Origin of the sequence: Streptomyces sp. NBC_00829 (genome assembly GCF_045161795.1) — a bacterium.
GTDB lineage: Bacteria > Actinomycetota > Actinomycetes > Streptomycetales > Streptomycetaceae > Streptomyces.
The window spans coordinates 7,996,573-8,013,108 of the sequence record NZ_CP108867.1 but is presented as its reverse complement, the minus strand read 5'-3'; the positions used below and the strand labels follow the sequence as shown (position 1 = coordinate 8,013,108).

Sequence of the window (16,536 nt, the reverse complement as noted above, 5' to 3'; positions counted from 1 at the left end):
GACAATCTCAATACTTCTTGCTGAGGGCGTCCTGATACCAGTTCGGCATGGTCGGCTCTGCACACGAAGTCGGGCCCATGGCTCGCTTCCGACCGCCGGACGCGTCCGCGTTCCCGGCGGTCGTCCGCGTCACTCTGGGAGTCTTCCGCATGATCCGAGACACCGCTCAAGCCACCGAACCGGCCGTGTGGAGTCACGTCCGGGGCCGCACATGTGTCCCAGACGGCGCCCCCCGTTCCTGCGGTGCGGCAGGAGTGGTGGTCCTTCGCCCGTCCGCCGCTGTGGTCTCGCGGTGACCCGCCAGGGAGGCGAGCCCGGCACCCGGCCGAACGACGATGCCACCGTCACCATCAGGGCCGCTGCGCCCGGCATGCGCCCCGTCCGGGCGGACGATGATCCCGCCGCCACCAGCGCCGGTGCCCCGAGCGAGCCCCTTGTCCGGCCGAACGACGATGCCACCATCACCATCAGGGCCGTTGCGCCAAGCGGAGGGGGCCACATCCAGACCGACGAGGATCCCACCGGCACAAGCACGGCCACCACGAGCGCCGTTGCGTCAAGCAGGCGGCGCCGTAACGGGATCATCGCTGCCCTGCTCGTGATCGGGCTGGCCGGGGCGGAATTCACTGTGGGGGTGCCGTGGGGAGAGGGCGGCAGTTCGAAGACTTCCAAGGCGGAGCCGAAGACGACTACGGTCAAGGTCGTACGGAAGGATCTGTCCGACAGCCGGTCCCTCGACGGCACACTCGGCTACGCCAAGCCGCAGGCGGTCAAAGGGGCCAAGGACGGCATCGTGACGTGGCTGGCCGCCGCCGGGACCACAGTGTCCCGGGGCAAGGAGTTGTACCGCGTCGACGACCGGCCGGTGCCGGTCTTCTACGGCACCGTGCCCCTCTACAGGCGTCTTGAGGGCCGGAACCTGGTCGGGCGGGACGTGAAGGTGATCGCCGACAACCTGCGGGCCCTGGATTACGACATCGGGTCCCAGCCCTCGCCGGGCGAGGTCGTCACCGTGACCACTCCGGCGAACAACACGGCGCCGACGGGCGGCGAGCAGGACCCGGCACCCGGCAACTCCGCCTCGGCCAAACCCTCGACCTCCCCCGGCAAGGGAAGGGCCGACGGCGCGAGCCCGCCGCCTGCGGATTCCGCCGCCGGCCCCGCCCACTCGCCGGGCACGGCCGAAACAGCGGGAACGGGGTCGGCCGCAGGCACCGGTACGGTAACGCGGGTGAAGGTCAAGTCCGGTGACGGCGTCCTCACGGACAAGCTGGTGCAGGCGATCAAACGCTGGCAGACCCGCATGGGGATGCCGTCCACCGGAGTGCTCGCGCCCGGGGACGTGGCGGTACTCAGCGGCGCGGTCCGGGTGGACAGTGCGAGTGCCCAGGTGGGTGACGCGGCCGCTGCGCCGCTGCTGAAGGTGACCTCGACCGCCAAGGCCGTGATCGTGGCGGTGGACACCTCCCAGGCGGGCTCCATCAGACGCGGCGATCCGGTGACCATACGCCTCCCGGACGGCGCCTCGGCCGCCGGCACGGTGGCCGGCGTCGGCACCGCCGCCGAGGCACCGGAGCAGGGCCCCGGACCGGCGAAGATGACCGTCACGGTCGCGTTCAAGGACCCGGACAAGGTGAAGAAACTCGACTCGGCGCCGGTCCAGGTGGAGTTCGTCTCCGAGACCCGGGCCGGGGTACTCGTGGTTCCGGTCACCGCGCTGCTCGCGCTCCGCGAGGGCGGCTACGGTCTGCGCACCGCCGGCGGGCAGGTCGTCGCGGTGAAGACCGGGCTGATCGCCAAGGGCATGGCCGAGATCACCGGGGACGGCATAGCCGAAGGCACCTCGGTGGTGACGTCATCGTGACGGACGTGCACACCCCTGTCCTGTCGGTCCGTGACGCCACGGTCGAATATCCCGGCGGGGTCAAGGCTCTGGCCGGGGTCTGTCTGGAGATACGGGAGGGCGAACTCCTGGCCATCGTCGGCCCGTCCGGCTCGGGCAAGTCCACCCTGCTGAACATCATGGGCACCCTCGACCTGCCGACCAGCGGCAGCGTCGTGATCGCCGGTCAGGATGTCACCACCCTGCCGGACCGGCAACTGTCCGCCCTGCGGGGACGCTGGCTCGGCTTCGTCTTCCAGCAGTTCCACCTCTCCGAGGGGCTGACCGCCACCGAGAACGTGGCCACCGGTCTGCTCTACGCCGGGGTTCCGAGGAAGCGGCGCCGCCCGCTCGCTCTCGCCGCGCTGGAGCGGGTGGGCCTGGCCCACCGGGCCGGCCACCGGCCACACCAACTCTCCGGCGGCGAACGGCAGCGGGTGGCCATCGCCCGGGCTCTCGTCCATGAACCCACGCTCGTACTCGCGGACGAGCCGACCGGCGCGCTGGACACCGCGAACGGACATGCCGTGCTGGAACTGCTCACCCAGCTCAACGAGGAGGGGACCACGATCGCGCTCATCACCCACGACCGGGACATCGCCGCGCACCTGCCTCGGCGGGTGGAAATCCAGGACGGCCGCATCATCACCGACACCGCCGCCGGCAGGGACGCCACCAGCGACAGGATCGGCGCCGTCGGGGTCGCGCCGTGACGGGGGCCCCGTGGCGCCGCGCCACGCGGTGGCGCCTGTTGACACGCGGGCGGCACCAGTCCGCAACAACTCCGCTGCACCGGCCCGTTCGGCTCTCGCCCGCCGACCTGCTTCGCCTCGGGCTGATCGGCATTCGCACCCGGCGGATTCGGGCGGCGCTGTCCGCGCTCGGCATCTCCATCGGCATCGCCACGATGATCGTGGTCACCGGGATCCCGGCCTCCAGCCAGAAGGCACTGAACGAGGAGCTGACCGCGCTCGGCACCGATCGGCTCCAGGCCGTCGCGAACAAGACCTCGGGTGACAAGCCAGCCTCGTTCCCGCCCGAGTCGGTCGCGATGGTCAAACGCATCGGACCCGTGAACGCTGTGACCGCGGTGGCCAACACTCACGCCGTGGTACGGCGTTCCGACCAGCAGGGTCCGCTCGACGCCTCCGGAATGACGGTGCTGGCCGCCCAGCCGAACCTGCTCGACGTGATCAACGCAAAGGTCCGCTCCGGCCGTTACTTCTCCAAGGCCACCGAACGGATCCCCACCGCAGTTCTCGGCACGGTCGCGGCGGCTCGTCTCGGCTACCCCGACCTGCGCCCCGGTGATCCGCCACCGCTCGTACTGATCAACGACCGGTGGTTCAGCGTCATCGGGATCCTGCGTTCCGTCCCACTGACCCCGGACATCGACCGCTCCGTCCTGGTCGGCTGGGAGGCAGCCCACAACATGCTCGGCTTCGACCTCCGGCCGACGCAACTGTTCCTCCAGGCGGACGAAGCGGCGGTCGAGGATGTGCACGCGGTACTCCCCGCCACGATCAGCCCGCAGTCCCCGAGCGAGGTGCAGGTCAGCCGACCGTCGGACGCCCTGGCCGCGAAACGCTCCACCGAGGCCACGTTCTCGGGGCTGTTCATCGGCCTGGCCGGTGTCGCGCTGCTGGTCGGCGGCATCGGCGTCGCCAACACCATGGTCATCTCCGTACTGGAACGCCGCCGCGAGATCGGACTGCGCCGCGCGCTGGGCGCCAACCGGGGCCAGATCCGAGGCCAGTTCCTCACCGAATCGATCGCACTGTCCGGCCTCGGTGGCCTCGCCGGAATCACCCTCGGCGTGCTCGGCACCATGGGCTACGCGGCGTACAAGGACTGGCCGCCGGTCATCCCGGTGACCGCGGTGAGCAGCGGGCTCTGCGGCGCGGTGCTCGTCGGCGTCGTCGCCGGCGTATACCCGGCCGTCCGCGCCTCCCGGCTGTCCCCGACCACGGCGCTGGCCTCGGCATGACGCGCCCTGCGCGCGCCCTCGCCCTACAGCCCGACGGCTCCGCCGACGGCCTCCCCGGGCGGCAGCCACCCGACCCCTACGATCTGCATCGCACCCCTACCGGTTTCTGGAGCGTCCAGGAGAGGATCACACCATGCACACTGCCGATGTGCCCCGTTCACCAGGCGCCGTGCGCCTGCTCGCGACCGTCGCCGCGCTCGCCTCGATGGGCCTGCTCGGGGCATGCGGAGGCGGGTCCGAGTCGACCGATGACGCGCGTGACACGGGCGTCGCGAGCGTAGCGGGCCCCAAGAAGGCGTCGCCGTCACCGTCGGCGCAGAACGAGCGGCCCCTCATCCGGCCCGACACCTCCGAGGGGGAGGAGCACAGGGTGAGCCAGGTGTGGATGGACTGCCTCTCCAAGAAGGGGGTCAAGATGTTGATGAACGCGGACGGCAGCTACAAAGGCCCCTTTCGCCAGGACGCGCCGTACAAGGAAGCCCAGAAGACCTGCGGGAGCAAGGAGCCTGAACTCCTGGAGATGCGGGCCGCCAGGGAGGATCCGGAATTCCGGGAGAAAGCCGACCGCTGGGAGAAGTGCCTGCGCGCCCACGACGTCAAAGCGACGGTCCAGGACGACGGATTGCTCGCGCTCGACGACTCGAACGTGGACGAGCACGCGTTCACATGGGCCAAGAAGTGCGAGGCCGAAGCGTTCCTCGCGAAATAACCGCCGCGCTGCACCGCCGAACACGGCGGCCGAACCGGCCGGGCCCCGCAGGAGCGTGTCCCTCGGTGCCGGGTTATGCGGCGTACAAGGACTGACCGCGGGTCATCGCGCCGGCCGCGGTGAGCAGTGGGCTCTGCGGCGCGGTGCTCGTCGGCGTCTACCCGGCCGTCCGCGCCTCCCGGCCGTCCCCGACCGCGGCGCCGGCTTCAGCCTGACGCAACCCCAACGCAAACCCAACGCAACCCCACAGACGGCGGACTCCGTCAGCCACACCCGACACCACCCATATCCAACACCCCCACCCTGACCGGGCCCAACACCACAACTGAGGTTCGCACCATGGAACGCACTGACATACCCCGTCCCCGAACACCAAGCGCCGGTCGCCTGCTGGTGACGGTCAGCGCGCTCGCCTCGATAGGCGTACTCGGAGGGTGCACGGGAGAGCCCGATTCGGCCAAGGACGAACAGAACACAGGCGTCGCGAGCGTAGCGGGCGGCAAGAAGGAAGCGTCACGGCAGTCGCAGGACGTGCGGCCCCTCTTCAGGCCGGACACCTCCGCCGAGGAGATAGAAAGGGTGAACCGGGTGTACAACGACTGTCTGGAGCAGCACGGCGTCAAGATGATCAAGTATGGCAAGAAGGTAGAGCCCGCCAACAAGAACGATATCGCGAAAGGCCAGAAGCATTGCTGGCAGAAGCAGCCTGAGTACCTCACGGAGCGGTCCGCCAGGAAGGACCCGGACTTCCGTGAAAAAATGGACCGTTGGGTGAAGTGCCTGCGCGCCCACGACATCGTCGCGATCGCGAATGACGACGGCACACTCACACTGCCGAACAGTCTTCCGCCCGATCCGCAGGCCCAATGGCTCGACAGGTGCGAGCTCGATGTATTCGCCCCGAGGTAACCACCGGCCCGTACCGCTGAAATGACGGTCGCGGCGGCAGAGGTGCGGTGACGTGGCCCAACGCCCCCGACTGCGGCGATCGCGCGTTGTAGGCGTCATGGGCCGTAGGTGCGGAACCAGGTCGTCATGCCCCCGTTCTCACCCACCAGCGGCTCCGCCACCTCGACCGGCACCCCTCAGCCCTACGGCCCGATCTCGAACTCGGGCGGCTGGAGACCTGCGAGGCATCCCGTGTGCGGCGCGGTCGGACTTCTGGTGCGGTCGGTGAAGCGACGACTGGCCGGCCACCTTCGTGGCCGGCCAGTGCCGGGACGGGCGTCCTCCCCTCGCCGGCTGGGAGCGCGGCGTTGCGCGGTGGGGAGACCGGCGTGTGCGGTGTGTGCTCGCGCTGCCGTCAGCTGGCGGGCGGGGTCCAGTCGGCGGGCAGGCCGGACTGGGTGAGGACAGTGGCCAGGCTGTAGTGGTCCTGGTCGGAGGCGATCCGGCAGTGGTTCTTGTCGAGGCCGAGCAGGGTGGTCATCGGCACGGCGAAGGGTTTGGGCGCACCCTTGAGGTGGCCGGAGTAGACGGCCCGGACGGTGATGCGGTCGCCTTCGCGGTGGGCAGCGCGGATGGTGACGTGGACGTTGTCAATGAGGGTGTCGGCGCGGGCCTTCCACCCTGCGATCTCCTTGCGGCCACGGAAGGTGATGCCCACGGCTTCGTCGGTGTAGGTGCCGCGGGCAGTGAACAGGGCGCCGAGCGCCTGGGGGTCGGTGCCGTTCCAGGCGCGGGCCCAGGCACTGACGATCCCCGGCACGCGCCGGTTGGTGTCCTGCGCGGCGTAGGCGGTGGAGGTGATGGAGGCGGTGGCGCAGAGGGCTGCGGCGGCGGTCAGCACAGTCATGGTCCGGAACGGGCGGGACGTCATGGTTGATGCTCCTTCGGGTGCGGGTGTGGGTGCGGCCTTGTCGGAGACGTTGCCGGGCAGGTGCGGGGTCTTCCGCGACTGGGTGAGCGGCAGCGCCGTTCCCGGCCGAGGACATTGGCGCGCTGCCTCGTCCGTCTTCATGGCCCACAGACTCGTCTCCCGCGGTGTCCACTCTCCAGGCCCTGCAGGGTCGGTGTCTGTCCAGCACTGCCCACTCCTGTCCACCCACCCGAACCTGCCAATGGCGCACGTGCCGTTCGGCATCGGACAGGTCCTCAAACGCCTGTGGCTCAGCCGTGAGGTCGACCGGAGACGTTCAACCGTCACTCACAGTGGCTGCTGCACGGAAGCTGAGCCAGAGCCCGCAGTCATGCACGTGCGGAAGATCAGTGGCGGGCCGTCGCCGTGATCCTGGCCTGGCCGATGACATGGCTGGACATGGTGAACGCGGCGACGGTGGGCGTCGTGGTCGCGGGCAGATGCAGGCTGGGCACATCCAGCGCGTACACGGAGATCTCGTAGTGGTGGAGGATGTCGCCGCCGGGCGGGCACGGCCCCAGATACCCGACCTTGCCGGAGTCCCCGGTCCCCGCAACCGCTCCGGCGGGAAGCTGGGGTCCGAGGCCGTCGTAGGAAGCGGGGACGTCCCAGACCAGCCAGTGCCAGAAGCCCGCCCCCGTGGGCGCGTCCCTGTCGAACATGGTGACCGCGTAGCTCCGGGTGGCCCGCGGCGCTCCGCTCCACGCCAGCCGGATCTGCCGGTTCGCGCCGGTGCAGCCGAAGGCGTCGGCCCAGGCGTCGGCCGGGAACGCGCCCCCGTTGCGCACATCCGGGCTGGTCACCGTGAAGCGTTCGGCGGAGTCCGGGACGCCTTTGCGGATCCTGGTGTAGCCATAGCCGGCCTGGTCGGCGGGGCCGGCCGCGGAGCCGTGCCCCATCGCCGCCGTCGCGACCACACCTGTCGTGACGGCGGCGATGGTGGCGACGGCCGCCGACGCGGCGGTTCGCAGGGATTTCTTCATGAGGTCCTCCTGAGGATGGCGGGTGGTGGTGTCCACCATCGGGACACGGGCCGACGGGCAGGAAGGCCCTTCGCATGCTGGTACGCGCGGTACCACGCTCGGGGGTGGACAACGCGCCGCCATGCCGGACGATGATGGGCGTGGAGCATCGTCGAACACAGCGGCACGAAGAGCTGGCGCAGTTCCTGCGGGCCATGCGGGGACGGCTGCTGCCCCAGGACGTCGGGCTGCCGGACGTGGGCCGTCGGCGCACCCCGGGACTGCGCCGCCAGGAGGTGGCACAGCTGGCGGCCGTCAGTGTCGACTGGTACATCCGGCTCGAGCAGGGGCGCGTGGGTATGCCCGGCACTGGGGTGCTGGACGCCCTGGCCGGGGCACTGCGGCTGTCGCCCGCCGAGCGGCAGCATCTGCATGTGATCGCCCGGGGGCAGGCTCCGGTCGCCCGTCACATCTCCCTGCCGGTCGGTGCGTCGCTGCGCGTCATGCTGGACGGAATGCCGCTGCTGCCCGCGTACATCGTCGACTTCCGCCTCGACATCCTGGCGCACAACAACGCCGCCGCAGCGCTGTTCGGCGAGGACTTCGGTACGGGAGATGCGGGCAATGCCGCGCGGCTGCTCTTCCTTCAGACGCGCATGAGGGCCATGCAGCTGGACTGGGCCCATGTGGCACGCGAGACGGTCGGTAACCTGCGGGCCACTCTCGCTCGCCGTTCGGACGACGCGAGACTGCGGGAGCTCATCGCCGAACTACGGGCGGGCAGCACGGAGTTTGCTGCCTGGTGGGACGACCACACGGTGAAGCAGCGCGCCCACGGGACCAAACGGATCAGACACCCGGTCGTCGGCGAGTTGACCGTCCGCTACGACACGCTGGCCACCCTGCAGGGCGCGGAGCACAGCATGATCGTCGTTACTCCCGCCGACGCGGCCGCCGAACGGTGTCTGCGCGAGCTGATGGTGAACCGCGTCAGCTCCCTGACCGGACCTGATGTGCACTCCATCGTGGCGCAGACGGTCCGCCCCGAGGCGACCGGCGGCCGTGAGCGGCCGGAAGGCGTTCCCCGGCGCGGGCCGGGACGACGGTGAGGACGGACGGGCACCTGGAGCCCTGTGCGGCGGCTGGGGCGCGATGATGCACCGCACGTATGGTGGCTTCATGGAGATCAGGGAGTTGCAGTGGTTTGTGGCTCTTGCGGAGTCCGAGCATGTGACCTCGGCAGCGGAGCGGCTCAATATCGCCCAGCCCACTCTGTCCCGCGCCATCGCACGCCTGGAGAAGCGCGTGGGCGTGCCGCTGTTCGACCGGCAGCAGAACCGGCTGCGGCTGAACAAGTACGGCGAGGTGTTCCGGGCACATGTCGTACGCGCCATCAGCGAGATCGACCGCGCTGAACAGCGCATCGCCACCCTCGTCGACCCCGACACGGGGACCATCGCCCTCGGCTTCCTCCACTCGTACGGCTCCTGGCTGGTGCCCGAACTTCTCGCCGGATACCGCAGGATCGCCCCAGCAACCACTTTCGAGCTGCGCGGCAGCGCCGCGGACGCCGTTGTCGACGGCGTCCGCCACGGCAGGCTCGATCTGGGCATCACCAGCCCCCGCCCTGCCGGTGACGATCTCGTGTGGACGCCGCTCCAGGACGAGCCGCTGTGTCTTCTCGTCCCTGCCGGGCACCGCCTGGCGTCCCGCAGGCGGGTGGGAACGGCCGACCTGGCGGAGGAGGAATTCGTCGCGCTGCAGCCCGAGTTCGGACTGCGTCAGGTGGCCGACCGGCTGTGCGAGGAAGCCGGGTTCACCGCCCGGATCGTCATGGAGTGCACCGAGCTCAGTACGCTTCGGACCCTGGTGGCGTCCGGGCTGGGTGTGGCCGTGGTGCCCAGCACCGGCGACGCGTCCGCCCAGGAGGGCCGTGCCGTTCCCGTGCCGCTGACCGACCCGGGAGCGTTCCGGACGATCGGCGTGATCGTGCCTGCCGGTGGGCCGCGCGCCGCGGTCGTGGCGCGCTTCTACGACCACGTCCGCTCCACCGCCCGGCCGACCGAGCCGTAGGACCAGCGCCCCACCCCCCGTACGCTGCGACGATGCGCCGCGTGCATGAAGCCGTGTAGGACGCGTCATTTCACAAAGAGGGCCAAACCCTCTCAGCATTGCCTTATGAGCAGAAACACAACCACCACCGCTGCGCGGCTCGGTGGGGACGGGCGCTCGACGCAAGCCCCGCCTTCCCGGCCACGCACGGCTGATGTGGTCCGAGCACCGCTTTCCCGCGCTGCCGCCCCCCTTCGTGGTGTGGTGGTCACGGTCGCCGAGGAACGTATGGTGCGCTCCGTCCGTCACTTCGCCTCCGCCCTGCTCATCACCTGGGGCGTGGCAGCGGCCGACCGCGAGTCGGCCATCCTGATCGTCGGTGAGCTGGGCGCGAACGCCGCCCAGCACGGGGGCGCCGAGATGGCCGTGAGTCTGTCCCTCCACGGCCCGACGCTGTGCATCGAGGTCTCCGACTCCGGCAACGTGCCGGTGGCCCGCACATCGCCCTGCACCGCACGGCGGGACGAGGAATGCGGCCGGGGACTCGCCATCGTCGACCACCTCGCCGAATGGGTCGAGACCGATGCCTTGAGCCGCCGTTGCACCGTCAGGGCCGGCCTTCGCGTCACAGCATTCCGCACCTGCAAGGAGACATGATGACCCTTGAGCCGCGCCACGCCCGCTCGTGGCTTTTCACGCCGGCGGACCGGCCCGAGCGCTACCCCCGCCGCCGTTCATGGAGCCGCGACGAGCCGGGCGCGGACGCGGTCATCCTCGACCTTGAGGACGCGGTCGCTCCCGCGCGCAAGCTCCACGCCCGCGAATGCCTGTTCCGCCGCAGCTCCGACGACCTGCCCGTGTGGGTCAGGATCAACGATCGCACCAGCGACCACTGGCGTGACGATCTGGCCGCGGTCGCCCTCCTGCCCGCGGTCACCGGCGTGATGCTCCCGAAGACTGAGCGCGCCGACGACGTCGCCGCCACGGCCGCTCTCCTGCCCGGGGCCTTGCCGATCGTCGCTCTCGTCGAGACCTCGCTCGGTATCGAGAACGCCTTTGGCATCGCCTCGGAGCCCGCAACCTTCGCCCTCGCGTTCGGCGTCGCCGACTTCCGTCGCGAGACCGGACTCGGCGACGCACCCGAGGCGTGGGCCTACCCCCGCACCCGGCTGGTGATCGCCAGCCGGGCCGCAGGACTGCGTGGCCCCATCGACGGCCCCGCCCTGCAGCTCGACGACGTCACGGCGGTGCGGTCCGAGGCCGCCCGAAGCGGGGCGGGCGGCTTCACCGGAAAGCTCTGCGTCCACCCCTCGCAGATCTCCCCGGTCAACGCCGCTTACAGCCCGGGGCCGGAACAGGTCGCCTGGGCCCGCCGCGTACTCGAACAGGCCGCCGCCAGCGACGGGGCGGCGGTCCGTGTGGACGGCGAGATGATCGACCGGCCACGACTCGAACACGCCCGTGGCCTTCTGGAGTCGGCCGCGGCGCAGGGCGGCGCGGAGATCTTCTAGACCCCGATCCAGACAACAGGCCCCAGAACCTGTCCGCAAACAAAAGGGGCGGCCCCGCAGCAGATGCTGCGGGGCCCGCCCTGTGCTGTGGCAGTCGGCTCAGCCGTCCAGCCCCGCCGCCGCCCTCGACCGCTCGTCCCACACGGGCTGCACCGCGGCGAACGACGGCCCGTGTCCCCGGCGGTAGACCATGAGCGTCCGCTCGAAGGTGATGACGATGACGCCGTCCTGGTTGAAACCGATCGTGCGCACGCACACAATGCCGACGTCCGGGCGACTGGACGAGGTCCGGGCGGAGAGGACCTCCGACTGCGAGTAGATCGTGTCGCCCTCGAACACCGGGTTGGGCAGCCGTACCCGGTCCCACCCGAGGTTCGCCATCACATGCTGGGAGACGTCGGTGACGCTCTGCCCGGTCACCAGGGCCAGGGTGAATGTGGAGTCGACCAGTGGCTTGCCCCACACCGTCTGGGCCGAATAATGCCGATCGAAGTGCAGGGGGGCCGTGTTCTGCGTCAGCAGGGTCAGCCACGCGTTGTCGGTCTCCAGCACGGTCCGGCCAAGAGGATGCCGGTACACGTCGCCGACCGCGAAGTCCTCGTAGTAGCGGCCCTGCCAACCCCCAACGGGGGCACGGTGCTGAGCGGTGTCGCTGTGGTTCTCGTTCGTCATGTCCTCATTCTCGGAACGTAAGTCCGGGCGTGTGAAATGACGAATCGTGTCCCTCACCATGCGCACGGCGTATGGCCCACCCTCCTCGTCACACCATGCGTGCCACGCATAACGTCCTGGCCATTTCGTCATTTCACAACGGCCTGCGGTGGAAGGAAAGTGTCTCCACACCTGATCTGGATTTCCCCGGGAGGGAATTCATGCCCGAGCCGCATCCCCCGCATCACCCCGCTGACGGACCCCAGGACGGTCCGCTCGCCGGCCTCGTCGTCGTCTCGCTCGAACAGGCCGTGGCCGCGCCCTTCGCGACCCGCCAGCTCGCCGATCTCGGCGCACGCGTCATCAAGGTCGAAAGGCCCGGCAGTGGTGACCTGGCACGCGGCTACGACCGCACCGTACGCGGCATGTCCAGTCACTTCGTATGGCTCAACCGCGGAAAAGAGAGCGTCCAGCTCGATGTGCGCTCCCCCGAGGGCAACCGGCGGTTGCACGCCCTCGTCGACCGCGCCGACGTCCTCGTCCAGAACCTCGCCCCCGGGGCCGCCGCACGCCTCGGTATCGGCCACGCCGCACTCGCCATGACCCACCCCGGGCTGATCACCTGTGACATCTCGGGATACGGCAGCACCGGCGCGTACCGTGACCGCAAGGCATACGACCTCCTCGTGCAGAGCGAGGCCGGGCTGCTCTCCATCACCGGCACGCCCGAAGCGCCCTCCAAGGTGGGCCTGTCCATCGCCGACATCTGTGCCGGGATGTACGCCTACTCCGGCATCCTCACGGCGCTGCTGGACCGCGCCCGTACGGGACTCGGCACCCAGCTGGAGATCTCCATGCTCGAAGCGCTCGGCGAATGGATGGGGTACGCCGAGTACTTCACCCGCTACGGCGGCACGGCTCCCGCCCGCACAGGGGCCGGCCACGCCACCATCGCCCCCTACGGGCCCTTCCCCACCAGCGACGGCCGGAGCGTCATGCTCGGCCTTCAGAACGCACACGAATGGGCGGCCTTCTGCGAGATCGTTCTGCGCCGTCCCCGGCTTCAGCACGACTCCCGCTTCATCGGAAACGCCGACAGGGTCGCCCACCGTGCCGAACTCGACGCCATCGTGCAGGAAACGACCCTGGCGTTGACCTCGGCCGAGCTCATCGGCCGGCTCGACGAGGCACGGATCGCCCACGCACAGCGGCGCACCATGCAGGAATTCAGCGATCACGCGCAGCTCCGCGCCCGGGGCCGCTGGGCGACGTTCGACAGTCCGGTCGGCGAACTGCACGGCCTCGTGCCACCCGTCACGGTCCATGGGCAGCCGCCCGCGCGCCTTCGCTCCGTGCCCGCCCTGGGCGAGCACACCGACTCTGTCCTTGCCTGGATCGACACCCCCGTCGAGCACTCACCCGAAGGAATGGCGCCATGTCCACTGAACTGATCGGCGTCCTGGTCCTGGCCGTCGTCTTCGTGCTCGCCAGCCTCACCGGCCTCAACATGGGCATCCTCGCCCTGATTTCCACCTTCCTCTTCGGGGCAGTGTGGCTCGGACATCCCGCCAAGGAGGTTCTGGCGGGTTTCCCGGCCGACATGTTCGTCGTCCTGATCGCCGTCACCTTCCTCTTCGGCATCGCCCGCACGAACGGAACCGTGGACTGGCTCGTCCATGCCGCGGTGCGCGCCGCCGGCAACCGCGTCGGCGTGGTGCCGTGGGTTCTCTTCCTGCTCGCCACGATGCTGTGCGCCACGGGTGCCGCCTCCCCCGCGGCAGTTGCCATCGTGGCGCCCATCGGCATCACCTTCGCGGTGCGCCACAACATGAGCCCGCTGTACGCGGGTCTGATGGCCGTCAACGGAGCCGCAGCGGGCAGCTTCGCCCCCACAGGCATCCTGGGAGGCATCGTGAACTCCTCCCTCGCGGCCAATCATCTGCATGTCGATGGAGCGGCCCTGTTCGCGGGGACCTTCGCCGTCAACCTCGCCGCCGCCGTGGTGACATGGCTGTTCTTCGGCCGCCGTCGCCGCACAGGCGTGGCCTTGGCGAAGGTGTCCGCCACCGAGACTCCGGCCGCGCCGGTCCTCGGGCCGGAGCAGGCCGCCACGCTCCTCGCGATGGTGCTCCTGGTGGTCGGCACCACCGTCTTCTCCCTGGACACCGGCCTGTTCGCGCTCACCCTCGCCGCGGCCCTGGCCCTGGTGTTCCGCGCCACGGCCCAACGAGCCTCGAAGGAGATCGCCTGGCCCGTCGTCCTGCTCGTGTGCGGCATCGTCACCTACATCGCCCTGTTGCAGAAGCTGGGTGTCGTCGACTCCCTCGGTGAGACGATCGCAGCGGTCGGCGCCCCACTGATGGCGGCGCTGCTGATCTGCTACGTCGGCGGGATCGTGTCGGCGTTCGCCTCCACCACGGGAATCCTGGGGGCCCTGATGCCGCTCGCGGCCCCGTTCCTGGCGTCGGGGTCCATCGCGACCACCGGCATGGTCATCGCTCTCGCCTCGGCCGCGACCGTCGTCGACGCGAGCCCCTTCTCCACCAACGGTGCGCTGGTGGTCGCCAACACACCGGAACAGGTACGCACGGACACGTACCGCGGCCTGCTCCGCTGGGGCGCGGGCGTGTGCGCGATCGCCCCGGTCGCGGCCTGGTTCGCGTTCGTGGTGCTCTGACGGACGTACCCGAGCCGCTCGTGGCGGCTCGGGTACTCGCCGCGAGCGCGTTCGGCCAGCCGCGATCGTGGGCGGCACCCATTTTTCGGTCACGATGAGGTCAGTCCGATAACTGACTACTTTCACATATGGAGAAACAGTTTTGATTGTGGAGTTCGCGCATGAAGATCGATTGAATCTGGAGGTACCACCATGGTCCGTCTCCGTTCGGCCTCGCTGGCCCTGCTGACTGCTGCCGCTTGCGTCGCGCTCCCCGGGGCATCGGCCTCGGCCTCCCCCGGCGACACCGCGACCATGTGCTCGAGCTCCCTGACGCCGTCCGGCTGGGTCGATGTGCAGTGGTGGAACAGCTGGGCGTGCGGCACCACGTTCAACCCCAATATGAAGAAGATCCAGCAGGTCTCCGGCATGCCCATCGGCTCCACCGTGAACGCCTGCTCCTCCACACTGCCCCCGGCTGGCTGGGTGCAGGTGAACCGCTTCTACAGCGGCGCTTGCCAGTACTCGGCGGTGCCCAGCCATGACCCCAACACCTGGACGATCAAGCGGGTTTCCTGAGACCGAAAGCCACCCTCGAGAGGGAGAACGCCGGATACACCAGGGACGTGGAGATCCTAGGGTCTCCTTTTCGCGGCATCGGCCCAGAACCTACCCAGTTTCAGCAGGTCCGGATCCCCGACTGGAGCGTGGACGCCGAGCCCGTCGCCGACGGCGATACGCCCGCGGCGCTGCTGCTCGACGGCTGGGCGACTCAAGGCGGTGCTACTCCTGGGCGGTGGGGGCTCCTGGCGCTCGCTGTGCTGCGGCACTTCGGCATGAGTCCCGCGGCCCTGCTGCGTGCCGCCGCCGATCACAGCGCCTTCGGTGACGACGTCCTGCGACCCGGCGTCCGTTCCGAGGAAGGCTTCGGCAAACAGGACGCGCTGAGACTGGAGTTGACGAGGCTGCTGGAAATCGCTGGTCTGCCTCATGTGCTGATGCGGCTCGGCACCGTGGCGACCGCCCGGGAAGCGCGGCGATCAGTGCATCTCGGGTTGCCTGCGTACACTGACGGGCATGGCATGCCGCATCAGTGAGCTGGTCATCGACGCCGCCGACCCCGACCGGCTCGCCGCATTCTGGAGCAAGGTCCTCGGCTACGTCGAACTCGACCGGGAGGACGACGGAAGCATCCAGATCGGGCCGCCCGATGCCGGCTTCGGCGGCCCGCAGCCCCCTCTCGTCCTGAGCCCCAGCAGCGACCCGCGGCCCGGGAAGCTCCGACTGCACATCGACGTCAACGCCACCGACCGCGACCAGGACGCCGAGCTGGAGCGGCTGCTCGCTCTCGGCGCCAGGCCCGTCGACATCGGCCAGACCGGCACCGAGAGCTGGCACGTCCTGGCCGACCCGGAGGGCAATGAATTCTGCCTCCTGCACGCCCGGCTCCAGTGAACTACACATGCTCACCAGGAGCTTTGCGTGCCTGACTACTCGTCGGCGATCGATTGCCAGGCACGCACCCGCTTCGTCCCGCCCGTCAGCCTGCCGCGCGCCGCCGGGCGAGGTGGTGCTCCTGGCGGCGCCTCGGCACCGGGGCTCCCATGCCTGCTGACCTGGCCCACCTGCGGTGCGCGACCCTTGTGTCTCGGTGTCAAGTAGGCATAACCACAACAGGTTTGACGCATTCCGCGCTGGTGGATTGTGTGAGGTGATTTGTAGGGTTTCCGCTGACCGCACATGCCCTTGATGAAGGGGGAAATCATGAAGGTGTCACCGAAAACGCTGCTGAGGGCCTCGACGGTCCTGGGCGGAGCCGCTCTGCTGGCGATCACCACGGCAACCTCGGCCTCCGCGGCCACTGCCAGCCATGGCTCGGACAGGGCACAGGCCACCTCCTACTCGATGCGGGCCTTCGACGGGGAGTCGGACGGCAACGGCGTGTACGCCGACGCCTACCTGGCCAACGGCGCCCACGTGTCCCAGTGGGACGGCAACGGCGCCCACGGCGACTGGGGCCCCTGGGCCACGTACAACTCGCAGATCAAGCAGTTCCGCGTGTGCGAGGACCACGTCGGATGCTCGGCGTGGATCTACTGGCCCAGCTGATCGAATGGCGGAGGTCCGCACAGCGGGCCACGCCGCCGAACGCACCGCCCACAGGTCTACGAAACCCCACGCTCTGCGGGCCGTCCGCCGGACCCACCGGTGCAGCTGGACGTCGCCGCGAGTGATGGTCCGTCCACTAGCGGCGCACCAGGGATACCC

18 protein-coding genes are annotated in these 16,536 nt (G+C 69.6%); 15 read left to right on the top strand and 3 right to left on the bottom strand.

What is annotated here, in order from left to right; all coding sequences use genetic code 11:
• Positions 1–292: 292 nt before the first annotated feature.
• The 5 genes from OG293_RS35775 (at position 293) to OG293_RS35755 (ending at position 5,487) form a co-directional block, all read left to right on the top strand.
• On the top strand, positions 293–1,864 hold the full coding sequence (locus tag OG293_RS35775; RefSeq protein WP_406002904.1) for a hypothetical protein: 1,572 nt from the start codon (positions 293–295) through the stop codon (positions 1,862–1,864).
• 5 nt (positions 1,865–1,869) lie between these two features.
• Positions 1,870–2,595, top strand: a complete 726-nt coding sequence (locus tag OG293_RS35770) for an ABC transporter ATP-binding protein (protein ID WP_406002903.1) — start codon at positions 1,870–1,872, stop codon at positions 2,593–2,595.
• Positions 2,596–2,633: 38 nt separating this feature from the next.
• Positions 2,634–3,869, top strand: a complete 1,236-nt coding sequence (locus OG293_RS35765) for an ABC transporter permease (protein WP_406002902.1) — start codon at positions 2,634–2,636, stop codon at positions 3,867–3,869.
• A gap of 133 nt (positions 3,870–4,002) precedes the next feature.
• The gene (locus tag OG293_RS35760; RefSeq protein WP_406002901.1) at positions 4,003–4,578 is read left to right on the top strand and encodes a hypothetical protein; all 576 of its coding nucleotides are present in this window, start codon (positions 4,003–4,005) and stop codon (positions 4,576–4,578) included.
• A 339-nt stretch (positions 4,579–4,917) separates the two neighbouring features.
• Entirely contained in the window at positions 4,918–5,487 is a 570-nt protein-coding gene (locus OG293_RS35755) for a hypothetical protein (RefSeq protein WP_406002900.1), read from the top strand.
• A gap of 394 nt (positions 5,488–5,881) precedes the next feature.
• Here the strand turns inward: OG293_RS35755 and OG293_RS35750 are convergent, their stop codons facing one another.
• Both OG293_RS35750 and OG293_RS35745 read right to left on the bottom strand, forming a co-directional pair.
• The gene (locus tag OG293_RS35750; protein ID WP_406002899.1) at positions 5,882–6,397 is read right to left on the bottom strand and encodes a nuclear transport factor 2 family protein; all 516 of its coding nucleotides are present in this window, start codon (positions 6,395–6,397) and stop codon (positions 5,882–5,884) included.
• Positions 6,398–6,783: 386 nt separating this feature from the next.
• Positions 6,784–7,419 (bottom strand): YbhB/YbcL family Raf kinase inhibitor-like protein, encoded by a 636-nt coding sequence (locus tag OG293_RS35745; RefSeq protein WP_406002898.1) that lies wholly within the window; start codon positions 7,417–7,419, stop codon positions 6,784–6,786.
• 134 nt (positions 7,420–7,553) lie between these two features.
• On the opposite strand from OG293_RS35745, the gene OG293_RS35740 reads away from it, so the two are divergent.
• From OG293_RS35740 to OG293_RS35725, 4 genes are all read left to right on the top strand, one after another.
• Positions 7,554–8,507, top strand: coding sequence for a helix-turn-helix transcriptional regulator (locus OG293_RS35740; protein ID WP_406003816.1), 954 nt, complete (start codon positions 7,554–7,556; stop codon positions 8,505–8,507).
• Complete coding sequence (locus tag OG293_RS35735) at positions 8,461–9,471, top strand: LysR family transcriptional regulator (protein WP_406002897.1); 1,011 nt, start codon at positions 8,461–8,463, stop codon at positions 9,469–9,471. The genes OG293_RS35740 and OG293_RS35735 overlap by 47 nt, the downstream gene beginning before the upstream one ends.
• A 267-nt stretch (positions 9,472–9,738) precedes the next feature.
• Positions 9,739–10,107: an ATP-binding protein gene (locus OG293_RS35730; RefSeq protein ID WP_406002896.1), complete on the top strand. Its 369-nt coding sequence runs from the start codon at positions 9,739–9,741 to the stop codon at positions 10,105–10,107.
• Entirely contained in the window at positions 10,104–10,961 is an 858-nt protein-coding gene (locus tag OG293_RS35725; RefSeq protein ID WP_406002895.1) for an HpcH/HpaI aldolase/citrate lyase family protein, read from the top strand. The genes OG293_RS35730 and OG293_RS35725 overlap by 4 nt, the downstream gene beginning before the upstream one ends.
• Positions 10,962–11,060: 99 nt before the next feature.
• On the opposite strand, the gene OG293_RS35720 is transcribed toward OG293_RS35725, so the two are convergent.
• The gene (locus OG293_RS35720) at positions 11,061–11,633 is read right to left on the bottom strand and encodes a MaoC family dehydratase (RefSeq protein WP_406002894.1); all 573 of its coding nucleotides are present in this window, start codon (positions 11,631–11,633) and stop codon (positions 11,061–11,063) included.
• 200 nt (positions 11,634–11,833) lie between these two features.
• Between OG293_RS35720 and OG293_RS35715 the strand changes: the two genes are divergently transcribed.
• The 6 genes from OG293_RS35715 to OG293_RS35690 all read left to right on the top strand — a co-directional run bounded on the left by OG293_RS35715 (position 11,834) and on the right by OG293_RS35690 (position 16,377).
• Positions 11,834–13,063, top strand: coding sequence for a CaiB/BaiF CoA transferase family protein (locus tag OG293_RS35715; protein WP_406002893.1), 1,230 nt, complete (start codon positions 11,834–11,836; stop codon positions 13,061–13,063).
• Positions 13,048–14,289, top strand: a complete 1,242-nt coding sequence (locus OG293_RS35710; protein ID WP_406002892.1) for an SLC13 family permease — start codon at positions 13,048–13,050, stop codon at positions 14,287–14,289. Before OG293_RS35715 ends, OG293_RS35710 begins: the two co-directional genes overlap by 16 nt.
• A 192-nt stretch (positions 14,290–14,481) precedes the next feature.
• Entirely contained in the window at positions 14,482–14,847 is a 366-nt protein-coding gene (locus tag OG293_RS35705) for a hypothetical protein (RefSeq protein WP_406002891.1), read from the top strand.
• Positions 14,848–14,975: 128 nt separating this feature from the next.
• Positions 14,976–15,365 carry a hypothetical protein gene (locus tag OG293_RS35700; RefSeq protein WP_406002890.1) on the top strand — a complete coding sequence of 130 codons (390 nt, stop codon included), beginning with the start codon at positions 14,976–14,978 and terminating at the stop codon, positions 15,363–15,365.
• On the top strand, positions 15,346–15,723 hold the full coding sequence (locus OG293_RS35695) for a VOC family protein (protein ID WP_406002889.1): 378 nt from the start codon (positions 15,346–15,348) through the stop codon (positions 15,721–15,723). Before OG293_RS35700 ends, OG293_RS35695 begins: the two co-directional genes overlap by 20 nt.
• A 309-nt stretch (positions 15,724–16,032) precedes the next feature.
• Entirely contained in the window at positions 16,033–16,377 is a 345-nt protein-coding gene (locus OG293_RS35690; RefSeq protein ID WP_406002888.1) for a hypothetical protein, read from the top strand.
• The last annotated feature ends 159 nt before the right edge of the window (positions 16,378–16,536 follow it).